The following is a 23,026-nucleotide window of genomic DNA, read 5'->3' as shown; positions in this document are numbered from 1 at the left end:
ATTAAACTCTGCAATGCTTCGTTCTTATCAACCTATTTTAATACTTTTAGTTATAGCGCTAATATTTGTTTTTGCTTCTTTTGCTGCCTCAATTCTTTTGGGTCCAAAACGAAGAACTATGGCAAAAACTGCACCTTATGAATGTGGAATAATCCCAGAAAAAGACACGCAGGAAAGATTTTCTGTAAAATTCTATTTGCTTGCAATAGCTTTTATAGTTATCGATGTTGAAATAATATTTCTATATCCATTTGCGACAATATTTGTACGTAGAACATTCCCTAATGGAATAGAGATTGCCGGTTTAGGTTCGGCTGGTCTAGCTGTTATGGGAATATTTTTGATTGTTCTCCTTTTTCCTTTTGCCTATTTATTATCTAGTGGAGTTTTAAATTTTGGACCCTTGACATCAAGAAAATCAAAAATCGTAAAACCAATAATCCGCTCAGAGGGTTTCGTTCGAGGTGAAAAATAATGGGTTTAGAATCAGTATCACATAACTTTTTGACCGGTCGTTTAGAAGACATGGTTCAATGGGCAAGAAAAAATTCTATGTGGCCTGCAACTTTTGGATTAGCATGTTGTGCAATCGAGATGATGGCATCTGGAGCTGCTCACTATGATATTGCTCGATTTGGAATGGAAGTATTTCGCGCTTCTCCGCGTCAAGCAGACTTGATGATAGTTGCTGGTAGAGTAAGTCAGAAAATGGCACCAGTATTACGTCAAGTATACGATCAGATGGCAGAACCAAAATGGGTTATTTCAATGGGTGTTTGTGCTTCTAGCGGTGGAATGTTTAATAATTACGCCATTGTCCAAGGGGTGGATCAAATAGTTCCAGTTGATGTGTACGTACCTGGTTGTCCTCCAGGGCCTGAGACTTTGATACATGGTATTTTAACTCTCCATGAGCAAGTAAAAAATGGAGATATTTTAAAACGTCGTAGCGAAAATAGAACAGGTGCAGGAATAATTATTCCTCAAATAGATGGTCAAACTGCCAGCGGAAAACCCTTACCGAACCCTACAGTTCGAAAGGTTAAATCATGAATTCCTTGTCTAGTAGTGTAATAGAAAAATTTGTTAATGTAATACCAACAGATTCACATGGACAGGACGTCATTTACGCAAGCAAAACTGATTATAAAGACATAGTTAGATTCCTAAAAGATCAGTGTGATGTAATTATGTGCATAGATGTTACTGCAGTGGATTTTCATGGTGCACATGAAAGAATAAGTATAGCTGGAGTATCATTAGAACGTTTTGAAATTGTATCTAATTTTATTTCTCACAAACGCAATGAAAGAATACGACTTATTGTTCCAGTTAATGAAAATAAAACAAATGTTGATTCAATAATGGATATATTTCCTGGCGCAAATTTTGCAGAGCGCGAAGTATACGACATGTTCGGTATAACTTTTGATGGACATGAAGAAATGTCTAGAATACTAATGCCTGAAGAATGGATAGGTTATCCACTTCGTAAAGATGATACGCCAGCGAGGATTCCAGTTAATTTTACAGATGATTTACCACGAGATTCGAAATCGGATCCTTCTATTGCAAAGCAAGACCAGTCACACCCCGTTGAAAAGCGAGATTTTAGCTAATGGATCAAGAACTAAATAAAGATATATTCGATGAGAATACAGATGATGAAAAACAAGAATTTCTCGCATCCCAAGACAATATTTTTCACGAAAATGCAAACGATAGACTTTTTGCTCAAACAGATGAGGGTTCACAAACCTTAAAGAAAAAAGAAATAGTATTTGCAGGAGGCCCATGGCCAGATGGCGATCTCGATGAGACAATGCTTATAAACATGGGTCCACAACATCCTTCAACACATGGTGTCCTTCGTGTGATGATGGAATTAGATGGCGAAACAGTTATAGATTCAAAACCAATCATCGGATACCTCCATACTGGAATGGAAAAAACTGGTGAAGAACTGACTTATGTTCAAGGTTGCACAAATGTAACCCGTATGGATTACGCGTCACCATTATCAAATGAACTTGTATATTCTTTAGCCGCTGAAAAATTATTAGATATAGAAATACCTGCACGTGCAACATGGGCTCGAATGATGTTAGTTGAGTTAAACAGGATTTCATCACACTTACTATTTCAGGCAACAAATGGTATGGATGTTGGTGCGGTTTCGATGATGATTTATGGTTGGCGTGAACGCGAAGAAGTACTGAGATTATTAGAAAAGATAACTGGTTTAAGAATGAACCATAACTTTATCCGTGTCGGCGGAATAGCAGCAGATCTTCCTGATGGTTGGAAAAAAGATGTTTTAGAGATTTGTGACATGGTCGAAAAAGGTGTTAAACAATATGATTTATTGTTAAGCGCTAACCCAATATATCGTGAGCGCATGGTTGGTGTAGGTATCTTATCGACCGAAGATGCTCTAGGGTTAAGTGCTACGGGACCAATATTGCGATCAACAGGCTATGCTTGGGATTTACGAAAAGAACAACCTTATTTGGCATATAATGAAGTTGAGTTTGATGTTATAACAACAGAAAATGGCGATGTATTCGACCGTTATCGAATTAGGTTATATGAAATTTTAGAATCTGTAAAAATAGTCCGCCAATGTGTAGATAAAATGCCACTCGGTGATTTTCGTGTTCAAGATAAAAAAGTTACACCTCCGCCTCGTCAACGTATTGACGAATCCATGGAAGCACTAATTCACCATTTTAAAATTTTTACTGAGGGTTTTAAAGTTCCTGCAGGTGAGACCTATATGGCTGTTGAATCTCCACGTGGAGAAATTGGATGTTATATTGTCGCCGATAGTGAACCTAAGCCTTTACGTATGCACATTAGAGGACCAAGTTTTTATAATTTGCAAACCATGAGCCCAATGATGCAAGGACGTTACCTGGCAGATGCTGTTGCTGTAATTTCCAGCGTTGATCCTATTATGGGAGAGGTAGATAGATAATGGCGTTTACGGAAAAAAATCTCGAGCAATCTAAACAAATAATTTCACAATATCCAAATAAAAAATCCGCTATCTTACCTTTAGCGCATCTAGCTCAAGATCAAGACGGCTGGCTTTCCCCAGAAGCAATGCGCGAAATTGCAAAATTAGTAGATGTAACAGCAGCACAAGTTCAAGGTACATGTAGTTTTTACACAATGTTTAAACGTGAGCCTGTTGGTAAATATTTAGTATCTGTTTGTACAAATGTAACTTGTCTTGTTTTAGGCGGACCAGAAATACATGAAACTTTAACTAAAAAATATTTAACAGATGATGATGTAACTGTAGAAGAAGTTGAATGTCTGGCTAAATGCGATGGAGCTCCTTGTTTTCAAGTCAATTATGAATTCGTGGAAAATGTCACCCCACAAGAAGCAATTGACGTGGTTGAGGATTATAAGTCAGGGGCACGTGTCGCTCGTTCTATATCGGGGAGTTTGCAAGGAACTTTTGAGGTTGGTACTTCTGTTCCTTCATTACCACTCACTGCTTCGAGCCCTTCGGGACGTGTCGAGCCTGTAGTCTCGAACCTCACTCCAGATGTTCGCTCACATGATGGTACAGAGGGTGACAACTGATGGCCCTGAAAGAAACACGAATTATTACTAAGCGGCTTCGCGAAAATGAGAATAATCATCTGATAGATGAATATATTGCTAGTGGTGGGTACGAAATTGCTAAGAAGGCATTAACTTTAGATCCTGCTTTTATTATTGAAGAAGTAAAGGCATCAGGTTTGCGTGGTCGTGGTGGTGGAGGATTCCCTACGGGATTAAAATGGTCATTTTTGGCACCAGATTCTTTCCCAAGATATTTAGTTATAAATGCAGACGAGGGTGAGCCATCTACTTTTAAAGACAATATGTTATTAACAAATGATCCGCATCAACTCGTAGAGGGAATTATATGTTCTGCGTTTGCAATTCAAAGTAATCTTGCCTTCATATATTTGCGTGGGGAGTTAGCTCTTGCATATGATCGAGTAGTCAATGCAATATCAGATGCACGATCAAAAGGTTTTGTTGGTAAAAATATTTTTGGTTCTGATTATGATCTTGAGATAGTTGTTCATCGTGGTGCAGGAGCATATATTTGTGGGGAAGAAACAGCATTAATAGAATCGCTTGAAGGCGAACGAGGGATGCCTCGAATCCGACCTCCATTTCCAGCTATTGCTGGCCTATATGCAAAACCTACTGTTGTAAATAATGTTGAAACAATATCAACTGTGCCTCATATCTTAGAAATGGGCGGAGCTAAATATGGTGAACTAGGTGTTAATAAATCAACGGGTACAAGAATCTTTTCTGTTTCTGGACATGTTAATAAACCGGGTAATTATGAAGTTGAACTTGGTTGTACCTTTCGACAACTAATTGATGATCTTGCTGGTGGTATTAAAAATAATGGAAAAATAAAGTTTTTTATTCCTGGTGGAGGATCATCACAATGGCTTATAGGATCAGATGAACACTTAGACTGTCCTCTTGATATGGACGAAGTTGGACAACGTTTTGGTGTCATGCTTGGTTCTGGTGCAATAATGGTATATGACCAAAGCACAGATCCAGTATTAGTTGCCTGGAGGTTAGCTAAATTCTACGCTCATGAAAGTTGTGGTAAATGTACACCGTGTCGCGAAGGAACGGGTTGGCTGGAGAAAGTTTTATATAGGATATTGCATAATGAGGGACGACCAACAGATTTAGATATGCTTTTAGATATTGGCGATAATATTTCTCCCGGATTAAATGCACCATTCTCTCAAACAACAATTTGTCCACTTGGGCCAAGTGCGGTTTCTTGTATTGTCAGTTTGAATAAATTTTTTAAAGATGAAGTACTTAAGCGCATATCACCTGTAAACCAAACAGTTGATAATGAGATAGGATCTGACCTTGCGAGTCAAGCTCAAAGAGGTACAGGCTCTAATAAAAAGGTAGAAATATAAAAATGACAACTACACCACCCGTGCCAACACAACTTGATACTTCAAATTTAAAAGATGATGAAGTATCTTTAATGATTGATGGAAATTTAGTTGTGGCAAAAAAGGGAGAGCTAATAATAAAAGCTGCCCAAAATGCTGGTATTTTTATTCCACGTTTTTGTTACCATGATCGACTAGAACCAGTTGGTATGTGCAGAATGTGTTTAGTGGAAATTGAAGGTGTACGCGGTATGCCACCTTCTTGTACGACTCCTGTTTCGCAAGACCAAGTTATTCATTTTCAAAAAGATAATGTTGAAAAAGTACAAGAGGGTGTACTTGAGTTTTTATTGATCAACCATCCACTCGATTGTCCTGTTTGTGACCGTGGTGGAGAATGCCCTTTGCAAGATCAGACTCTTGCATTTGGTCCTGGTGAGTCACGTTTTGAAGAAGAAAAGCGTCATTGGGAAAAACCAATTGAAATTTCTGATCATGTATTATTAGATCGCGAACGCTGTATACAGTGTGCGCGATGTACACGTTTTGCCGACGATGTTGCTGGTGACCCATTGATAACATTTGCTGAGCGTGGTCAGCATACAGAAGTAAATACTTTTCCTGATGACGAATTTGCATCATACTTCTCTGGAAACATAGTTCAAATATGTCCAGTGGGCGCGCTTACAGCAAAACCCTACCGTTTTAGTTCACGACCATGGGATCTAGCATCTATTGAAACTACATGTTCTGGATGTTCGGTTGGATGTCGCGGTGTTGCCCAAACATCACGAAACGAAATGGTAAGATTTTTGGGTGTTGACTCAGAGCAAGTGAATCAAGGTTGGCTTTGCGATAAAGGTAGATACGGCTATGATTATACGCAATCAGATAATCGAATACTTTCTCCTTATATTTTAAATATAAATAGCGAAAAAGAAAAAGTAAATTATAATACTGCTCTAGATCTTGCAGCTGAAGCTACCAAAAATGCTAAAGATATTTTTGGTGATAAATCGATTGCATTTTTAGGCGGATCACGTGGTACAAATGAAGATGCATACGAATTTACCCGTTTAGCTAAATCCGTAGTTGGAACGAATCGGATAGACGTATGTGAAAATGTTGTTCCTGCTGATATTATCTTTTCTTCAAAGCGTGCACGCATTAGTGACTTAGATAAAGCTAGCGCAATAATTACATTGGGTTGCGATATTAAAGAAACTCTACCTGTTCTTTATTTACGTCTAAGAAAAGCAGTTAAAGAGAGCAAAGCAAAGTTGGTTGAAGTAAATTCCTTCGCTACTTCGATGTCCAGTTTAAGTAATACACAAATTGAATTGATTCCTGGTAATGAAATTTCAGTACTAAAAGAAATCGAAGATGCAGTCTCAAGTATTAAAGAAGTCAATGGTGATTCAAATTCGAAAATAATTCTTATTGCTGGTGATATAAACCAAGCACAAGATCCAAGTTCATTTATTGAATTAGTTCAAAACTTATTAGAGAATCAGGATATATATTATTTACCTTCACACTCGACATCGAATATACTTGGAGCCTTTGAAATGGGTTTTGCTCCGTCGTTACTTCCGGGCCGTGTTGAGCAGAATTCTAATATTGTACCTTCTTGGCCAGCAAGTGATTATTCTCAAAATAGTGGAGAAAACACTATTGAAATATTAAAAGCTGCATCGAGGGGAGACATAAAAGTTCTTTTTCTTATAGGTGCTAATCCATTTGCTTCTGTAGGAGATAAAGATCTTGTAGAAAATGCATTTAGATGTATCGAAACAATAATAGCTGTAGATATATTTGAGAATGAATCTACTAAGTTTGCAAATATCTTCTTGCCTACAACAACTTTTTCAGAGAAATCTGGAACAGTTACAAATATTGAATCTCGTGTTCAGCGCGTTTCACAAGTAGTTGCTCCACAAGGAAATATATTAAATGATTGGCAAATAGCAGCCATGCTTTCTAAGCGCTTAGGTTGTGAACATTTTATTAATACAGTGGATGATATTACAAATGAAATTTCAAGAGTAGCAACTAGTTTTGCGCATCTATCCACAACAGTTTTGGATCGTGCTAGAGATGGAGCGATTTTACCTGTAATTGAAAATAAAGATTCACTTGTTGGTAATGATTCAATTTCTGTTGATACTCCGTCATGGGAACCGATTGTGTCTGTCGCTGTAGTTCACGAAAATCCATTAGAAGAATTAAATAAAGAGGAACATCATCCAAGTGCAAATATAGATTTTGCACAAATGATTACTAAGCCTTTTAGTCGAGAGAAATCCCATACGCGTCATTTGGATCAATATTCATTGCGTCTAGTATTCAAGAAACAGTTTTACAAAAAATCAACTTTATCTAATAATTCGGATTCGTTAAATTTTGTCTCAACTACACATGAAACATATAGCGTAAGAGTAAATTCAAGAAGTATCGATGGTTTCATTGATAAAGACGCAAAATCGATTAAATTCAAAAATGATAAAGGTAGCGTTGAAGTAAACTTCAAAATAGATAACTCTGTTATGCGCGGAGTTGTAGTTGCTAACTTGTCAAATGATCATCCACTAAATATTCTTGTAGATCATAATTTTGAAGTTACTGATTTGCGATTTGAAAATCCAAGTAAGGAAGGTGCATAATCATGTACCATTCTTCGACTTTTATATTATCTATTGTAGATCCGATCGATAATAGTAAATTTGATTTAACAACTTTACTAATTATTCTCGGAAAAGCAGTTGCAATATTTGTCATTCTGCTAGTTGGCGTAATGTTATACATATGGTCAATGAGAAAAGTAATAGCAGATATGCAAAACCGTATAGGGCCATCGAAGGCAGGCCCATTTGGCGTATTGCAAAGTTTGGCTGACGGTACAAAACTATTTTTTAAAGAGCAATCAATACCAGATAATGCGGATAGATCGATGTTCCGTTTAGCGCCATATTTTGCCATCGTACCCGCATTCCTTGCTTTCGCAATTATCCCTATCGGCGGTACAGTAACTATTGCAGGTCATAAAACTAATTTACAGCTTGTTGAATTACCTATGGGTATTTTATGGTTACTAATGATGTCTGGATTAGGACTTTACGGAGTACTTTTAGCAGGCTGGTCTTCTGGTTCAAAATATCCTCTATTGGGATCTATTCGTGCAAGTGCACAGCTTTTAAGCTATGAGGCAACAATAGGTTTAGCAATTGCTGGCGCTGTAATTCAATCTGGATCACTCTCAACTCGAACTATTGTAGATACTCAAAATGGTGAAGGTATTTGGAGTTTTGCTCATATTGGTGACTGGCCACTTTTTAAATGGTTTTTGATTCCAGCATTTATTAGTTTTCTGTTATTTTTGTTAAGTGCTGTTGCTGAGACGAATCATCCACCTTTTGACTTAGTTGAAGCTGAGCAAGAACTTGTTGGAGGATTTCATACTGAATATACAGGTATTCGTTTTGCAATATTTTTCTTGGCTGAATTTATGAATCTGATAACTATGAGTGCTGTAGGCGTAACTTTATTTTTAGGTGGAACCTCTGGACCTTTGATTGGTTCTGGAAACTGGATAGATACTTGGATTTTACCGTCGGCTTATTTCATGGCAAAACTTTTACTTTTACTATATGGAACAGTATGGTTACGTGCAACTTTGCCAAGATTAAGATATGACCAACTTATGGGTCTTGCATGGAAATATTTGATAGAGCTTTCTTTTTTGTGGGTGGCAGCATTATTAGTTTTGCGAGTTTCAAAAAGCCAAGCATGGTCATTTGTTAGTGGTTCTGAACAAATTACTGGTGTTGTTGTATCGTTAATTACAGTGGTAACAGGATTTCTAATATTTGTTGTATTAAGTAAATGTATTCCAAGTGAAAATGAGAATACATCTACAATGTCGATTGTAGATAACGATAATGTAAAAGAGGTGAGTTGATTGGGTCGTTATAGCGGTTTCAGAATTACACTTGCTCAGGTATTTAAAAAGAAGATAACTGGAAAATATCCAAAAGTTAAAAGGCCAAAACCTTTGCGTTTTCATGGACGTCATCAATTAAATCGTTATGAAGATGGCATGGAAAAATGTATCGGTTGTGAATTATGTGCAGGTGTATGCCCAGCAAAATGTATATATGTTCGTGGAAAAGATAATGATATTGATAATCCAACTTCTCCAGGTGAGCGATATGGTTATACATATGAAATTAATTATTTAAGGTGTATTCATTGTGATCTTTGCGTAGAAGCATGTCCAACAGGAGCAATAACTGAATCTAAATTATTTGAATTTTCATTTAATAACAGAAGTGATGCAATCTATACAAAGGATGAGCTATTAGTAGATGACGAAGGTCGAGCACAAAGAATGCCATGGGAATTATGGCACGGATATGAAGACAATGATTCATCTGCATGGATGCGTGCAACCTCACCAAGTGGAAATTCGGATTTCGTTGGCAAGGTGTTATGGAGTAATGAATTAGGAAAAGGAATTGTTAAGCCAGAAATAGGCCAATCCGATGAAAGGGATTTTAGCTGATGGTTTCTGTAGTTTTTTATATAGCTGCTCTTTGTTCAATAGCGGGTGCAATTGGTGTTGTTGTTTCACCAAATCCTATACATAGCGCAATGTTCTTAGTTATGACTTTAATGAGTTTTGCTGTGCATTATGTTTTGCTTGGGGCAGATTTGGCTGCTGCTGTGCAAGTTATTGTTTATGCAAGCGCAATTGTAATTTTGTTTTTATTCGTTATCATGCTTTTGGGTGTTGATGATCATGAAACATTAGATGAACCATTAATTGGTCAACGCGTAATTGCATCTTTTGTATCTATACTTTTCGCTTTAACACTTTTGTTCGTTGGCGGTATTAAATGGGCAAGTGGAAATAAGAGTTTAACTGGATCATTAAAATCTAGTAAAAATAATGGTTTGAGTAATATAGAAATAGTTGCTGAGAAACTTTTTACAAAATATGTATTTATATTTGAACTGACAAGCATCCTGCTAGTTGGGGCTGTAATTGGAGCTGTTGTTTTAGCTAGGCGTTCTACAAGTAGTGATGATGATCTACTGGATCTTGCTAGCGCAGACAATACTAGTTTTGTCGTAGGAGGGTCCGACCTTGCGAGCGAAGCTCGCCGAGGTACAGGCCCTAAAGATGTGGAAGAAGTAAAATGAACATAACAGAATCTCATTTTTTATTTTTAGCTGCAATTATTTTTTGTGTTGGTTTAGCAGGTGTTTCAATTCGCAAAAATGCAATTGTAATGTTTATGAGTATTGAACTAATGCTTAATGCTGCAAATCTAACTTTTGTTGCATACTCAAAGATGCTAGATGATGTTGCTGGCCAAGTTGCAACATTCTTTACCTTGGTAGTTGCTGCTGGTGAAGTAGCAGTTGGCTTGGCATTATTAGTAGCAATTTTTAAACGAACTAAATCTGGTACGAGTCCAGACGAAATTTCTTTAATGCGCGAGTCTTCTGTAAAGGTAGGTGAATAATGAATGTAGAAGTGTTGAAATATTCGTGGCTTATACCTGTAGTTCCACTACTTAGTTCAATTTTTATTTTACTTTTTGGAAAAAGATTTAAACCATTATTTTCTGGTGTTCTGGCAACCTTAGCTATGAGTTCGACCTTCATATTTTGGGTTATTGCATTCTTAGCTATTCATAATGTATCTGGCGATGGAGTTAGAAGATTTTCTAGCGATGGATACATTTGGATGCACGTTGGTAATTTTCAAATAGATTTAAGGTTTATGGTTGACCCTCTATCGATTATAATGGTTGGTTTCATTACCTTTGTAGCGTCATTGATTCACTTATATTCAATTGGTTATATGAAAGGCGATGTTAGGTTTTCTAGATTCTTTGGTTATCTAAATCTTTTTGCTGCTTCAATGCTCACCTTGGTATTGGGGAATAATTTATTAGTAACATTTTTAGGATGGGAAGGTGTAGGTCTTTGTTCTTATCTTCTTGTCTCGTTCTGGTTTGAAAAAAACAGCGCCGCAGTAGCGGGTAAAAAAGCATTTGTGACAAACCGAGTTGGTGATGTGGGCTTTATGCTTGCTATGTTTCTTATTGTTGCAACACCTAGTTTGGGTTCACTTACATATAGCGATATTTTAGAAAAGAGTTCAAATGTAAACTCTACAAGCGCAACATGGATAATTTTATTATTATTTATTGGCGCAATGGGTAAGAGTGCACAATTTCCATTACATATTTGGTTACCTGATGCAATGGAAGGGCCAACACCAGTTTCAGCATTGATTCATGCTGCAACCATGGTTACTGCAGGTGTCTATTTGATGGTGCGAGTTTCACCCTTGATCGGGAGTTCATCACCATGGGTTAGTCATGTAATTGCAATTGTAGGTGTTTTAACTGCTCTATATGCTGCAACATGTGCATTGGCACAAAACGATATTAAACGTGTTCTTGCTTATTCAACAGTTTCGCAATTGGGCTATACCTTTCTAGCTATTGGAGTTGGATCTTATTCAGGTGCGATATTTCATGTAGTAACGCACGCATTTTTTAAGGCTCTTTTATTCTTAGGTTCAGGATCTGTAATTCATGCAATGCACGGACCAGGGCATGAGAAAAATTTTGATGCACAAGATATGAGATTTATGGGTGGTTTAAAGAAGCTATTACCTATTACCTCTATTACTTTTATAATTGGTTGGTTAGCAATTGCGGGTGTATTCCCTTTTGCAGGTTTCTTTTCGAAAGACGAAATTCTAGGTGCTGCTTTCGCTAGTGGTGGTGTGCTTGGTTACTCTTTATGGTTTGTTGGTTTAATTACTGCACTGTTGACTGCTTTTTATATGACAAGACAAGTTCGGATGGTATTTTTTGGTAAAGCAAGATATGGTGAAGTCGAACATAAGCCTCATGAATCTCCAAAAACTATGACAATCCCACTAATTGTTTTGAGTTTCTTTGCTGCAGTTATCGGTTTCCTCAATTTTCCTACACATGCACGTGAGGATTTCACGAAATTTTTAGAACCAGCAATAGAAGGTGCGCCTTCTCAAATAGCAGCAAGTTTTGATGAAAGCAAAGGGTTGATATTGGCAGGTATCTCACTTGTACTAGCAATATGTGGAATCATTTTTGGCATATACAAATATAGAACCAGACCAATAAATGTTGATGATGAACCATTGGAATCACTTGGTGGCTTCTTGTCTGTGACACAAAATGCTTGGTACGTAAATATATCTATTGCAAAATTAGTTTCAACAATCGGAGTTAGATTCTCTAATTTATTATGTTCGTTTGATACCAATATTGTTGATCGAAGTGTTATGTCTTTGGCTACTGTTACCAATAGAGCTGGTGAGTCATTTCGTAAAATACAAAGTGGGTATTTACGACGGTATGTATTATTGATATCTTGTGCAACATTTGTAATGGTCTTAATAGTGTCTGTAGGTGTTTCTAGATGATTTTTGCACAAATTAATAGTATGAATTTTCCTATATTAAGTTCAATGATTGGCATTTGTTTAATTGGCGCAATAGTTGTTGCACTTTTGAGTAAAGCGCAAGCTGGTCTTGCTCGTATGCTTGGTTTAGTATTTACTAGTGCTGCGTTAGGTTTAGGTATATATCTTGTATATGCATTTAAATCAGTTTCAAATATACAAGCGAAAGAATCTTACACATGGATCAAAGATTTAGGAATCAATTTTTCGTTAGGCGTTGATGGTTTAAGTGTTTTTCTAGTTGCTTTAAGTGTTTTCCTTTTTCCTTTAGCGATATTGGCTTCTAAAAGTATCAAAAATAATGAGCGTTCATTTATTGCATGGCTATTATTCTTAGAAGCAGCAATTATTACTGTTTTTGTAGCAAGAGATATTTTCGTTTTCTTTATTGGATTTGAATTAGTTCTTATCCCAATGTATTTTCTCATTCTTGGTTTTGGGCATGAAAACGCAAAGAAAGCTTCAATGAAGTTTTTCTTATTCACCATGGGTGGATCAGTATTTTTCTTGGCATCGATGTTGACCATTGCAGCAATGCGACATGGTAGTACTGGTACATGGTGTTTTGATATCGAACAACTGCGTGTGTATAGCGTAAATAATGTTTCTGGATCTGTTGGACTCTGGCTATTTGCTGGATTCGCCATTGCTTTCGCAGTAAAAGTTCCTTTATTCCCATTACATACCTGGCTGCCAGATGCCCACACAGAGGCACCTACAGCTGGTTCAATAATATTGGCAGGTCTTTTACTTAAACTTGGAACCTATGGATTCTTGAGAATTGCAGTATCGTTTTTCCCGTCAGCCGCTCATCAACTCAGATGGATATTCTTAACTGTTGCTGTTATTGGAATTATATATGGTGCAATCGTTGCAACAATGCAGCCTGATCTCAAAAGGCTTATTGCGTATTCATCTATTGCTCATTTGGGTTTTGTAGTTTTAGGTATTTTCTCATTTACCGAACTTGGTATCTCGGGAGCAACATTTACAATGGTCAGTCACGGTTTGACTACTAGTGCCTTATTTGCAATAGTGGGTATGATGTATGACAGAACCCATACAAGGAAAATCGCTGATTATTCTGGACTGATGAAAACTGTGCCAGTGTTGAGCGGAGCGTTTTTGATTGCTACATTTGCTTCAATTGGTTTACCTGGTTTTTCTGGTTTTGTTGGAGAATTCCTGAGCATGTTAGGTGCATTTAATTCCGCACGTTTCTATACAGTCATTGCTGTAACTGGCGTTATATTCGCAGCACTATATCTATTATGGGCATACCAGAGAATATTCACTGGTGAACCAAATGCTCTAGCAAAAAAGATGAAAGATCTTTCTTTTAGAGAAATAGTTGTCGTAGTACCACTTTTATTGATGAGTTTATTTTTAGGACTAGTGCCTCAATATATGTTAGATCGCATAAACCCTTCAGTTCATAAAACAACTACACAAATTTCTAAATCTATACATTCTGGAGAGTCAAAATGAATATTGGTGACGTTAACTTCAACGGACTTTTTCCACTTATAATTTTTGTTATAAGTATTTGTTCGTTGACACTTTTTAGATCATTAATAAGAACTAATTATAATTTGCATAGAAGAGTTGGAGTTATTTCAACTATTAGTGCAAGTTCGATTGTAGTTATTTCTCAACTAGCTAGATGGAGAAAATTTGATCAAGGACTTCTGGGAAAGAAAGATCTATTAACTCTCAATGGCCTAGTAAGTACCGACCGTATTAGCGTTATTTCAATATTAGTCATTTCGTTAATCTCTATACTTGTATCTTTGAGTGCATCGTCTTATTTAAAATCAAGAAAAGATATACCAGCTGGAGAATTTTTCATCTTGTTACAAATTGTTATTTTAGGAATGTTCGCATTTGTTATGGCGAATGATTTAGTAGCAATATTTATAGCTTTAGAAACTTTCTCTATTCCTTTATATGTTTTAACAGCATATGATGCTCGACGTCTGCGATCATTAGAAGCAGGATTTAAATACTTTATAATGGGAGCTGTTTCATCAGCAATCTTTTTATATGGTGTAGCTTTACATTATGGATTAACAGGTTCAACAGCTTTAGTTGGAGTTGCCGAGAATTCTTCACTAGCAAATGTTTCAATGGTATTGCTAAGTGTTGGTTTACTTTTTAAAGTCGCAGCTTTCCCTTTTCATTTTTGGTCTCCTGATGCATATCAAGGGGCGCCTTCACCCATAACCACTTTTATGTCAGCTTCAACAAAACTGGCAGCTTTTGTAGTTTTTGCACGGCTTGTGTCAACAAACGTTATAGATGCAGGAATCAATGGACCCTCTGGACGCGTTTTATTAACACTCGCTTGTTTAACTTCTGCAATTTTTGGAGCTACAGTTGCCTTAAAGCAATCTAATATTAAACGTGCTATTGCATATTCTTCGATTTCACATACGGGCTATATTTTATTGGCTATGAAATCAGGTGGATCATTGGCTTTAGGTCCTGTAATTACATATGTAATTGCATATGGATTTATTATTGTAGGAACATATTTAGTTATAGGCTATTTGAGTACACCAAATGAACAAAATGATTCAATACTTTCAATCAACGCTTTAGCTAAGACTAATCCTTATATAGCAGGCTCTTTAACAGTATTTTTATTAGCTCAAGCTGGTATTCCTTTAACAAGTGGATTTATTGCAAAATTCGAAGTGTTTAGAGTTGCGTTAGATTCAAAATTTTATATAACATCATTAATTGTATTAATTGCAACTGTTATAAGTGCAGCATTCTATTTAAAACTAATTCTTTCAATGTACTCTGATTCTTTTAATCATGATACCGAAAAAGTAATTGATGTGAAAGCAAATATTGTTCCGAAGCCAACTTCAATAGCTATAGGCGTCTGCGTATTTATCACAGTTGCTATAGGTGTTTTCCCATCACTACTAACTGGGTTTACTAACGTTTTATAAGCGATGTGCATCCAAAAACGCAAAAGACTGCTTATAAGTTTCTTCCATTAGTATTTCACTATTACTAAAGTCATACATATCTCTTCTATCAATTGGTCGAGGCATATGAAATACTTTTATATTATGTTTGGCTTCACGCAGTTCCGTATCGAATCTTTGAGAGCGTGAAATTGAGAAAGACCTAGTAATAACATCTAATGGTGTCCTTAGATTTTTTATTGGTGAAGATCCGGAAACATTTAATACATATATTTCTCCAACGTCTTCACTTATTGCATGCCAAATTGGTACAGCGTTAACCACACCTCCATCAACTAATATTCTGCCATCGTGTTTTATAGGTGGAAAAACTCCTGGTAGTGCAGCACTTGCTAATAATGCCTCTTTAAGTGGGCCTTTTGAATATATGATTTCTTCTCCGGTGGTTAAATCACATGTGACAATTCTTATGGGTAATTGTAAATCTTCAATCTCTCGTACTCTTGTAGCTCTATCAATTACTTTTGATAATCCGGTATTTTCTACAAGGTATAAATCTCTTTTGAGTAAATTCCAAGCTCTAGTAAAAGATCCACCAGGGAATACATCGCCGGTTTTAATATTTTTCCAGAATTCAGTCAAATCAGAAATTCCACTGATTGTAGGGTTTGTTGCGAGAGCAGCAGCGTTAAGTGCACCAACTGATGTACCTATAAGTAGGTCTGGATAAATACCATGTTCAAATAAGGCTTGCAGCATACCAACTTGGGCACAACCCATATTTGCTCCACCCGAAAGCACGAAAGCCTTTAATTTGGGTTTTTTCTTCTTAAATAAATGCATCATCAACATTCTAATATTAAATGTATCAATAATTTTTGCTTTGCTCTTAAATGATCTATTGATAAATGCAAATTGTATCAAAAGGTATGATCATGCTGATATCCTGTCATGACTCAACCAGGTATTCCCGTTACAGCCAATGATGACCAAATTAAGCAACTTGATTTTCCGAGCCGTCATGATGCTAATCAATCTGTAGATTTGTTGATCCAGCGATATCCTTGTTGTAAGGATTTTGTATCTAGTGATCTAATCGGAAGAAGTTTAATCACTGATTTACAGGAAAGTCTTAAAACTTTTGATGCTATAGCCAAGAAAATGGCTGATCTAATCGGAGTCCGACAAATAAGCGAATTGTCTGAATCAAGTATGAACTCAGATGCTGACCCAGCAAAGAATGAAAACGCGACCTATCTATATATGGCATATCGCGAGAAAATAGCACAAATCGCCGATATGGGTTGGATATCTGACGAAGATCTAATGGGTTATTATAATAAAAGGATTCAGAAAATCACAGATTCTCTATCTAAGTATCAAAATACTAGTTATAAACGCGCAATTAGTGGCTTTTATCAGTCATCACAGTTAATTAGAGCTGCTATTAAAAATAGCAGCGAAAAACAAAGAGCAGATTTTAGAGATTCAATTAAACGTGAATCTAAAGTTTTATTGAGTGCCACAAGAGGAAATATTAATATTAATTACAAAATTGCAAGAGGAGAATTACGTGGGTTTTTGAAATCTTTGGATATATCTGCCACAATTGCAAAAGAAATTCATGGCGGTCTGCTTGAGACAGTCGTAGCTGGGTCTGAAAGGTTCCAATCAAAATTAAATCTAAGTCATTCCTCGATTTATATTACTTCTTATTGTTTTATGAGTGCAGCAATCTCTGCAATGCGGCTCCAAGCGGGTACTTTATCCATGCATGTACCTTTAGTTTCAGCGGGTGCAATAACAGTGGGTAGTATTGTTCATCTAATTAAAGAAGCAAAAAATAGACGTTCAATCTCAGCTCAAAGATTAGTGCCAAATCGTCCAAGTGCAACTCTACTATTTGATAGCTACCATAAAATTGCTTCTAAACTGCCAACAGTGGAAGTTGTAGATACCGATGGTGCAATTATAGGTACTGGATTTGACGTAAATGGCTTTCCTGAAGGTCACGTGTCGAAAGAAATAGATGACATTGGTGAGCGCGTTTCATCATTTGATGGAGTCGTACCTGATCCTTCAACGGTAGATCCGCAAATACCACCTAGTATATGTATTAGTACCGTACATGTAGATTCTTTTCTTGGAAAACAAATACTTAGCAATTAAACGCTTAACCTTTAAAACAACTTTCTTGGTAGAAAATCTCGTGTAATTAAAACGTTGATATCTAGTAACTGTTTTTTTTAAAAAATTACCCCTTATTTTCTGAAAATGTACTTAAAACCTAATAGACTCACATTCGGATATGTTTAGTTTCAATCATCAAATCGCCACAATAGCTAATATAGCCACAAGTAAAATTAGTTCGAACCCCATGACCGAATATTACCGCAACTATCTATCTGTAGCTATATTTATGTTTGCTGCAATGGGCATGGTTGGCGCAATGTTGGGTATGGCGAAATTGCTAAGGCCTAACGTTAGTGCAAAACAAAAATATAAAGTTTATGAATCAGGATCAGATCCAATTGGTGGTCTAGGCCAAAGCAATATTAGATATTATATATTTGCATTATTATTTGTTATTTTCGACGTTGAAGCAATATTTGTTTTTCCATGGGCTTTAAATGTTGAAGGACTTGGTGTTTTTGGTTTTAATGCCATGGCGATTTTTCTAGTCGTATTATTTGTTGGTCTCGCGTATGACTGGCGCAAAGGATTACTTAAATGGGCGTAGTCGACAAAGGTTTACTAAACGGCAAAAAGATCAAACCGTTAACTTGGTTATTGAATTATTCGAGAAAATATTCACTGTGGATGTTTCAATGGGGGCTAGCTTGTTGCGCAATAGAAATGGGTGCGGCATTAGCATCACCCCGATATGACATGATGCGCATTGGAGTAATTCCATTTCCAGCATCTCCTCGTCAAGCTGACTTGGTTGTGATATCTGGTACAGTCACAGACAAAATGGTTCCTGCAATTGTTCGATTATACGAACAGATGCCTGATCCAAAATATGTTATCTCAATGGGTGCGTGCGCTAACAGCGGTGGTCCATATTGGGATTCGTATTCCGTCACAAAAGGAATTGACCAAATATTGCCAGTCGATGTTTATATACCAGGATGCCCTCCTCGGCCAGAAGCTTTAATTCAGGCTGTAACAATGTTGCAAGAGAGAATTCAACTTGAAGGTATTGACAATGACGAATTACAGAATAGATTTTTAGGAAAGCCTACACTAGGTGAATTTACTGGACGAAAAATTATGCCAGTAGCAACGGCTGCGACACCCCGATACAATCAAAATACAGAAGAAGTTCCAGTTGCGATTACATCAAAGACAGGTGCATGATGGTTGATTCTACCGATGACGTGATTCGACAAGCTGGCTCAGTCTCTCAGTCTTCTATTGAGACTTCGGCTACAAATGCTCCATCAGAAACATTAATTGCATCTGTTAAAGAAGCCTTCGGTAAAGAATTATTACAACTTGAATCGAATCATGGTGATTTGATCATTCGTGTTACAAAAGCTGGTTATGCAAAGGCCGCGAAGATAACAAACGAAGAATTAGATTGCGACTTCTTGTCTTTTGTCAGTGCAATAGATTTTATGCCGATGCCGGTAAACGAAGATGATTTTAATCGCGAAGCAGCACAACCGACTCAACCAAAAGAACAAACTGTTGGTGTTGGTGGTGGAGAAACTCGTTTTCAAGTTTTCTCACATGTACAATCAACAACAAAACATTTTGGTATAACAATCAAAGTTGATGTTTGTGATGATCCTAACGACACTAAGAATTTTAGTGTCGCATCTTTTGTTGATGTATTTCCTGGAGCAGATTGGCACGAACGTGAAACATGGGAAATGTACGGTATAGATTTTATAGGTCATCCCGAAATTCGACATTTATATTTACCAGGTGAATTTGAAGGCTTTCCTTTAAGAAAAGATTTTCCACTACTTGCACGAGTTGTAAAACCATGGCCAGGCCTTACAGATGTTGAGGCTATGCCGGAGGTTAAAGAATAATGACTAAAAACACCTCAGATATGATTGAAGTAGACCCATCACAACTTGGTGATATTTCTAATGCAAAATTAAACCTAGAATTAGATAATGGCGACATGATTCTAAACATGGGTCCACAGCATCCAGCTACTCATGGTACTTTGCGATTAGTTGTGCGACTTGATGGTGAAAGAGTTATTGCTGCAGATCCTGTTATTGGTTACATGCATAGAGGTTACGAAAAACTCACCGAATACAGAACATATCCACAAATTACTACTTTAATTAACCGTATTGACTGGTTGAGTTCCTTTGCAAATGAAGTTCCATTTATTAACGGCGCAGAAAAACTTTTGGGAGTAGAAGCCCCTCCACGTGCAGAATATTTGCGGACAATACTGACAGAACTTTCTCGTATTTCTACATTTCTATTATTTTTAGGTGAGATGGGATTACAAGTCGGTGCAATTACACCTGCATTTTATGGTTTTCGTGATCGTGAATATGTTGTCAACTTAATTGAAGCCGTTACTGGTGGACGTTTTCATCCAAACTTTAACCGCATAGGTGGTCTATATAATGACTTACCATGGGGCTGGACTAGTGAGTGTAAACGAGTTTTGGATATTTGTGAAAAATCTATTGATGATTTTGAACGATTGGTAATGGAAAACGAGATTTTTCAAGCTCGCACACGTGGTGTTGGAATCATAACCAAAGAGATGGGTTTGAAATACGGAGTTAGTGGTTCAAATATTCGAGCTAGCGGTGTTGATTGGGATTTACGTCGCGATGGACAAAAATATTTAGCTTATGACGATATAGATTTTAAAGTTTGGACTCATCCCGATGGAGATTCATTCTCTCGCTATTGGGTGCGCTTGCAAGAAACACGTGAATCAATAAATATGGTTCGACAACTTATTGACAAATTACCAAGTGGTGCAATCATGACCAAAGTTCCATTGATTATTAAAGTTCCAGAAGGTGAAGTTTGGGTTGAAACAGAAAACCCTCTTGGTCAAATGGGTTACTATATATATTCAAAAGGATCTACGGGACCTTTCCGTGTGAAAATAAGATCTGCATCTTTTTCTAATGTTTCAATTTGCCCATGGTTATTAAAAGGTGTTTATGTTCCAGATATTGTGACAATTCTTGCCTCATTATATTTTATTTTGGGAGATATAGACAGATGATTTCTCATGGTGTAACTTTTGCTCTAGAGATAGGTTGGGGCTGGACAGCTGCAATTAAAACTGCAATAGTCTTAGGAACTATCCCTGCAGGTGCTTTAATTCTTGGTTATGTATTCCTTCTAAAAATGATGAGTCATATGCAATCACGTTTAGGTCCTATGGACCCAGGTGGATTTCATGGTTGGTTCCAACTTGTTGGTGACGGTATAAAATTCTTGCAAAAAGAAGATATCATGCCAGAAGATGCTGATAAAAAAGTTTTCGCAATGGCACCTATTGTTATTTTGATGTCTACCTTTTTGGTTTATATCGTTATTCCTGTTGGTCCTGATCTTCAAGTACGAAATTTAAATGTTGGAGTTTTTTATGCGCTGGCTGTTTCATCATTAAGCGTTATTGGTGTTTTGATGGCTGGGTGGGCAAGTGCTTCTAAGTTTGCTTTACTAGGTGCTTTGCGTGCTGCTGCTCAATTAATTGCCTATGAACTTCCATTGCTTTTAGCTGTTGTAGGTGTTGTTATGCAAGCACGTACTGCAGACTTACAAGGTATAGTTGCAGCACAACACGAAGGTTCAATTTTTGGTTTGCATGCAATAGGTAATCCATTTATTTTAACTCAGTTTGTTGGTTTTGGATTGTTCATGGTTGCTTCACAAGCAGAATTAACACAGCCTCCATTTGATATGCCTGTAGCTGAGTCAGAACTCGTTGGTGGCTATATGGTTGAGTACACAGGTTTTAGATTCTTATTCTTCTTCATGGCTGAATTTGGTACCGCTTTTGCATTCTCAGCAATTTCGGCAACATTATTTTTAGGTGGATGGTCACTACCAGGAGTGCCACTCGACGCTAGCTATATGAAATTTTTGGGACCACTAGTTTTATTTACAAAAATTATGTTGATTGCATTTTTGATGTTCTGGGCCCGATTTACTTATCCGCGATTTAGAGAAGACCAACTTCAAAGCCTTGCATGGAAATATTTAATACCAATATCAGTATTAAATATTTTGGTTACTGGTGCTTTCATGGTCTGGAATTAACGGAAGGATTTATATGAGTGATAAACCTAAAAAAAGTAAAAAGCCAAAGATTCCAGGTGTGGTCAAGGGTTTAACTGTGCCTTTCCGTACAATGATGGAACCTGCAGTAACTATTCAGTATCCTCATGAAAAAGAAGAAGTTGCCCCACGTGCGCGTGGTGTTATTGCTCTTTCCGAAGAAAACTGCACAGCTTGTATGTTATGTTCTAGATCTTGCCCAGACTGGTGTATCTATATTGAAGGACATAAAACAAAAGCACCACCTCGACGTGAAGGTGGTAAAGAACGTAACGTTAATATTTTGGATCGTTTCGACATTGACTATAGCCTTTGTATGTATTGTGGAATCTGTGTTGAGGTTTGTCCTTTCGATGCACTTTTTTGGTCACCAGAATTTGAATATAGTGAATTTCGTATTGCTAATTTGTTGCACCAAAAACAAACACTTTTTGATTGGATGGATACAATACCTGAGCCAGAGCCTCTTGAAGCAGGCGCAATTCCTGCAAAAGTAAAGAAGAAAAAATGATAGTACAGAATGTAATTTTTGTTCTCTTAAGCATTGTTGCTTGTGTAGGTGGCTTTGCAGTTGTACGTACACCAAATATTGTCCATGCTGCATTATATTTAGTAGCTGTTTTGGGTGCGATAGCTGGAATATATTTATTGATTGCTGCAGAATTTTTGGCTTGGGTCCAGATACTTATTTACATAGGTGCAGTAATGGTACTTTTGCTATTCGGCATAATGTTAACTCGCTCACCTATGGGAGATAACGAAGATTTAGATAATAAAAATCGTATACCTGCTTATATAGTATCGTTAGCAACATTCGCATTAATATCAACTCTTATTATTAAGGCATTTGATAATAAGGAGAAAATTGCAATCAGTGGTACAAGTGTGAATAGTACTTTAGCAAATGGCCGTATGGATGCATTAAGCAATTCACTCATTTTCGATAATGTCTTTGCCTTTGAGTTAGTCGGAGTTTTGCTTTTAGCAGCTTTAATTGGCGCGGTTGTTTTAGCGAGGAAGGACTGAGATGCAAATTAATATGATTTTAATAGTTAGCGCGTTTCTTTTTTCTTGTGGGATGTATGGGATTATTGCAAGAAAGAATGGAATCTTGGTCTTAATGAGTATTGAGTTGATGCTTAATGCAGTGAACTTAAACCTTATTGCTTTTTCACAATTTTCACAAAACGTTGTTGGTAATACTTTTGCAGTATTTGTAATTACTATTGCTGCAGCTGAAATATGCGTAGGCTTAGGTTTAGTTTTACTTATTGCTCGTAACAAGAAATCTCCAAATCTTGATGAATTAGATAAGTTGAAGGGTTAAAA

General features: G+C 36.8%; 24 protein-coding genes. 23 read left to right on the top strand and 1 reads right to left on the bottom strand.

From position 1 onward, the window contains the following. Positions 1-13 precede the first annotated feature (13 nt). The 14 genes from KBF89_01810 to KBF89_01745 are packed head-to-tail and all read left to right on the top strand — an operon-like array spanning position 14 to position 15,436. Entirely contained in the window at positions 14-475 is a 462-nt protein-coding gene (locus KBF89_01810; protein ID MBP9115063.1) for an NADH-quinone oxidoreductase subunit A, read from the top strand. After that, on the top strand, positions 475-1,053 hold the full coding sequence (locus KBF89_01805) for an NADH-quinone oxidoreductase subunit B (GenBank protein ID MBP9115062.1): 579 nt from the start codon (positions 475-477) through the stop codon (positions 1,051-1,053). Before KBF89_01810 ends, KBF89_01805 begins: the two co-directional genes overlap by 1 nt. Further along, a complete protein-coding gene (locus KBF89_01800) occupies positions 1,050-1,619 on the top strand; it encodes an NADH-quinone oxidoreductase subunit C (GenBank protein ID MBP9115061.1) in 570 nt (189 codons plus the stop codon). The genes KBF89_01805 and KBF89_01800 overlap by 4 nt, the downstream gene beginning before the upstream one ends. Then, the gene (locus tag KBF89_01795; GenBank protein MBP9115060.1) at positions 1,619-2,977 is read left to right on the top strand and encodes an NADH-quinone oxidoreductase subunit D; all 1,359 of its coding nucleotides are present in this window, start codon (positions 1,619-1,621) and stop codon (positions 2,975-2,977) included. The genes KBF89_01800 and KBF89_01795 overlap by 1 nt, the downstream gene beginning before the upstream one ends. Continuing rightward, positions 2,977-3,597: an NAD(P)H-dependent oxidoreductase subunit E gene (locus KBF89_01790; protein MBP9115059.1), complete on the top strand. Its 621-nt coding sequence runs from the start codon at positions 2,977-2,979 to the stop codon at positions 3,595-3,597. The genes KBF89_01795 and KBF89_01790 overlap by 1 nt, the downstream gene beginning before the upstream one ends. Further along, positions 3,597-4,970, top strand: coding sequence for an NADH-quinone oxidoreductase subunit NuoF (gene nuoF / locus KBF89_01785; GenBank protein ID MBP9115058.1), 1,374 nt, complete (start codon positions 3,597-3,599; stop codon positions 4,968-4,970). The genes KBF89_01790 and nuoF overlap by 1 nt, the downstream gene beginning before the upstream one ends. A 2-nt stretch (positions 4,971-4,972) precedes the next feature. Then, on the top strand, positions 4,973-7,612 hold the full coding sequence (nuoG, locus tag KBF89_01780) for an NADH-quinone oxidoreductase subunit NuoG (GenBank protein ID MBP9115057.1): 2,640 nt from the start codon (positions 4,973-4,975) through the stop codon (positions 7,610-7,612). Positions 7,613-7,614: 2 nt separating this feature from the next. Then, the gene (locus KBF89_01775) at positions 7,615-8,907 is read left to right on the top strand and encodes an NADH-quinone oxidoreductase subunit H (protein ID MBP9115056.1); all 1,293 of its coding nucleotides are present in this window, start codon (positions 7,615-7,617) and stop codon (positions 8,905-8,907) included. Further along, positions 8,908-9,510: an NADH-quinone oxidoreductase subunit NuoI gene (gene nuoI, locus KBF89_01770; protein MBP9115055.1), complete on the top strand. Its 603-nt coding sequence runs from the start codon at positions 8,908-8,910 to the stop codon at positions 9,508-9,510. It begins immediately after the preceding gene. Beyond that, the gene (locus tag KBF89_01765) at positions 9,510-10,151 is read left to right on the top strand and encodes an NADH-quinone oxidoreductase subunit J (GenBank protein MBP9115054.1); all 642 of its coding nucleotides are present in this window, start codon (positions 9,510-9,512) and stop codon (positions 10,149-10,151) included. Before nuoI ends, KBF89_01765 begins: the two co-directional genes overlap by 1 nt. A 2-nt stretch (positions 10,152-10,153) precedes the next feature. Next, complete coding sequence (gene nuoK / locus KBF89_01760) at positions 10,154-10,477, top strand: NADH-quinone oxidoreductase subunit NuoK (GenBank protein MBP9115053.1); 324 nt, start codon at positions 10,154-10,156, stop codon at positions 10,475-10,477. Continuing rightward, positions 10,477-12,438 carry an NADH-quinone oxidoreductase subunit L gene (gene nuoL, locus KBF89_01755; protein ID MBP9115052.1) on the top strand — a complete coding sequence of 654 codons (1,962 nt, stop codon included), beginning with the start codon at positions 10,477-10,479 and terminating at the stop codon, positions 12,436-12,438. The genes nuoK (KBF89_01760) and nuoL overlap by 1 nt, the downstream gene beginning before the upstream one ends. Continuing rightward, positions 12,435-13,964 carry an NADH-quinone oxidoreductase subunit M gene (locus KBF89_01750; protein MBP9115051.1) on the top strand — a complete coding sequence of 510 codons (1,530 nt, stop codon included), beginning with the start codon at positions 12,435-12,437 and terminating at the stop codon, positions 13,962-13,964. Before nuoL ends, KBF89_01750 begins: the two co-directional genes overlap by 4 nt. Next, entirely contained in the window at positions 13,961-15,436 is a 1,476-nt protein-coding gene (locus tag KBF89_01745; protein MBP9115050.1) for an NADH-quinone oxidoreductase subunit N, read from the top strand. Before KBF89_01750 ends, KBF89_01745 begins: the two co-directional genes overlap by 4 nt. Here KBF89_01745 and KBF89_01740 read toward each other — a convergent pair. Continuing rightward, on the bottom strand, positions 15,431-16,261 hold the full coding sequence (locus KBF89_01740) for a patatin-like phospholipase family protein (protein MBP9115049.1): 831 nt from the start codon (positions 16,259-16,261) through the stop codon (positions 15,431-15,433). The two genes, KBF89_01745 and KBF89_01740, sit on opposite strands and share 6 nt — an antisense overlap. 105 nt (positions 16,262-16,366) lie before the next feature. On the opposite strand from KBF89_01740, the gene KBF89_01735 reads away from it, so the two are divergent. From KBF89_01735 to nuoK (KBF89_01695), 9 genes are all read left to right on the top strand, one after another. Beyond that, positions 16,367-17,584: a hypothetical protein gene (locus KBF89_01735; GenBank protein ID MBP9115048.1), complete on the top strand. Its 1,218-nt coding sequence runs from the start codon at positions 16,367-16,369 to the stop codon at positions 17,582-17,584. 208 nt (positions 17,585-17,792) lie between these two features. Beyond that, positions 17,793-18,155: an NADH-quinone oxidoreductase subunit A gene (ndhC, locus tag KBF89_01730; GenBank protein ID MBP9115047.1), complete on the top strand. Its 363-nt coding sequence runs from the start codon at positions 17,793-17,795 to the stop codon at positions 18,153-18,155. Further along, on the top strand, positions 18,146-18,775 hold the full coding sequence (locus tag KBF89_01725) for an NADH-quinone oxidoreductase subunit B (GenBank protein MBP9115046.1): 630 nt from the start codon (positions 18,146-18,148) through the stop codon (positions 18,773-18,775). Before ndhC ends, KBF89_01725 begins: the two co-directional genes overlap by 10 nt. Continuing rightward, positions 18,772-19,458, top strand: coding sequence for an NADH-quinone oxidoreductase subunit C (locus KBF89_01720; GenBank protein MBP9115045.1), 687 nt, complete (start codon positions 18,772-18,774; stop codon positions 19,456-19,458). The genes KBF89_01725 and KBF89_01720 overlap by 4 nt, the downstream gene beginning before the upstream one ends. 20 nt (positions 19,459-19,478) lie before the next feature. After that, positions 19,479-20,636, top strand: a complete 1,158-nt coding sequence (locus KBF89_01715; GenBank protein MBP9115044.1) for an NADH-quinone oxidoreductase subunit D — start codon at positions 19,479-19,481, stop codon at positions 20,634-20,636. Next, entirely contained in the window at positions 20,633-21,679 is a 1,047-nt protein-coding gene (locus KBF89_01710; GenBank protein MBP9115043.1) for an NADH-quinone oxidoreductase subunit H, read from the top strand. The genes KBF89_01715 and KBF89_01710 overlap by 4 nt, the downstream gene beginning before the upstream one ends. A 13-nt stretch (positions 21,680-21,692) precedes the next feature. Further along, positions 21,693-22,208, top strand: coding sequence for an NADH-quinone oxidoreductase subunit I (locus tag KBF89_01705; GenBank protein ID MBP9115042.1), 516 nt, complete (start codon positions 21,693-21,695; stop codon positions 22,206-22,208). Further along, a complete protein-coding gene (locus KBF89_01700; GenBank protein ID MBP9115041.1) occupies positions 22,205-22,723 on the top strand; it encodes an NADH-quinone oxidoreductase subunit J in 519 nt (172 codons plus the stop codon). Before KBF89_01705 ends, KBF89_01700 begins: the two co-directional genes overlap by 4 nt. 1 nt (position 22,724) lies before the next feature. Further along, positions 22,725-23,024 (top strand): NADH-quinone oxidoreductase subunit NuoK, encoded by a 300-nt coding sequence (nuoK, locus tag KBF89_01695; protein MBP9115040.1) that lies wholly within the window; start codon positions 22,725-22,727, stop codon positions 23,022-23,024. Positions 23,025-23,026 lie beyond the last annotated feature (2 nt).

This window comes from Acidimicrobiia bacterium, from assembly GCA_018057765.1.
In the GTDB taxonomy this organism is placed as follows: Bacteria; Actinomycetota; Acidimicrobiia; order IMCC26256; family JAGPDB01; genus JAGPDB01.
Note: the sequence above shows the minus strand (reverse complement) of the source record. Positions and strands in the feature narration are given on the sequence as shown.

Bases quoted from the DNA above. Each gene is read 5' to 3' on its own strand.
- KBF89_01775 (MBP9115056.1), top strand. From the start codon at position 7,615: ATGTACCATTCTTCGACTTTTATATTATCTATTGTAGATCCGATCGAT.
- KBF89_01810 (MBP9115063.1), top strand. From the start codon at position 14: ATGCTTCGTTCTTATCAACCTATTTTAATACTTTTAGTTATAGCGCTA.
- KBF89_01700 (MBP9115041.1), top strand. From the start codon at position 22,205: ATGATAGTACAGAATGTAATTTTTGTTCTCTTAAGCATTGTTGCTTGT.
- KBF89_01765 (MBP9115054.1), top strand. From the start codon at position 9,510: ATGGTTTCTGTAGTTTTTTATATAGCTGCTCTTTGTTCAATAGCGGGT.
- nuoF (MBP9115058.1), top strand. From the start codon at position 3,597: ATGGCCCTGAAAGAAACACGAATTATTACTAAGCGGCTTCGCGAAAAT.
- KBF89_01745 (MBP9115050.1), top strand. From the start codon at position 13,961: ATGAATATTGGTGACGTTAACTTCAACGGACTTTTTCCACTTATAATT.
- KBF89_01790 (MBP9115059.1), top strand. From the start codon at position 2,977: ATGGCGTTTACGGAAAAAAATCTCGAGCAATCTAAACAAATAATTTCA.
- KBF89_01750 (MBP9115051.1), top strand. From the start codon at position 12,435: ATGATTTTTGCACAAATTAATAGTATGAATTTTCCTATATTAAGTTCA.
- KBF89_01740 (MBP9115049.1), bottom strand. From the start codon at position 16,261: ATGATGCATTTATTTAAGAAGAAAAAACCCAAATTAAAGGCTTTCGTG.
- ndhC (MBP9115047.1), top strand. From the start codon at position 17,793: ATGACCGAATATTACCGCAACTATCTATCTGTAGCTATATTTATGTTT.
- KBF89_01805 (MBP9115062.1), top strand. From the start codon at position 475: ATGGGTTTAGAATCAGTATCACATAACTTTTTGACCGGTCGTTTAGAA.
- KBF89_01795 (MBP9115060.1), top strand. From the start codon at position 1,619: ATGGATCAAGAACTAAATAAAGATATATTCGATGAGAATACAGATGAT.
- KBF89_01705 (MBP9115042.1), top strand. From the start codon at position 21,693: ATGAGTGATAAACCTAAAAAAAGTAAAAAGCCAAAGATTCCAGGTGTG.
- KBF89_01715 (MBP9115044.1), top strand. From the start codon at position 19,479: ATGATTGAAGTAGACCCATCACAACTTGGTGATATTTCTAATGCAAAA.
- nuoL (MBP9115052.1), top strand. From the start codon at position 10,477: ATGAATGTAGAAGTGTTGAAATATTCGTGGCTTATACCTGTAGTTCCA.
- KBF89_01735 (MBP9115048.1), top strand. From the start codon at position 16,367: ATGACTCAACCAGGTATTCCCGTTACAGCCAATGATGACCAAATTAAG.
- KBF89_01725 (MBP9115046.1), top strand. From the start codon at position 18,146: ATGGGCGTAGTCGACAAAGGTTTACTAAACGGCAAAAAGATCAAACCG.
- KBF89_01710 (MBP9115043.1), top strand. From the start codon at position 20,633: ATGATTTCTCATGGTGTAACTTTTGCTCTAGAGATAGGTTGGGGCTGG.
- KBF89_01720 (MBP9115045.1), top strand. From the start codon at position 18,772: ATGATGGTTGATTCTACCGATGACGTGATTCGACAAGCTGGCTCAGTC.
- nuoG (MBP9115057.1), top strand. From the start codon at position 4,973: ATGACAACTACACCACCCGTGCCAACACAACTTGATACTTCAAATTTA.
- KBF89_01800 (MBP9115061.1), top strand. From the start codon at position 1,050: ATGAATTCCTTGTCTAGTAGTGTAATAGAAAAATTTGTTAATGTAATA.
- nuoK (MBP9115040.1), top strand. From the start codon at position 22,725: ATGCAAATTAATATGATTTTAATAGTTAGCGCGTTTCTTTTTTCTTGT.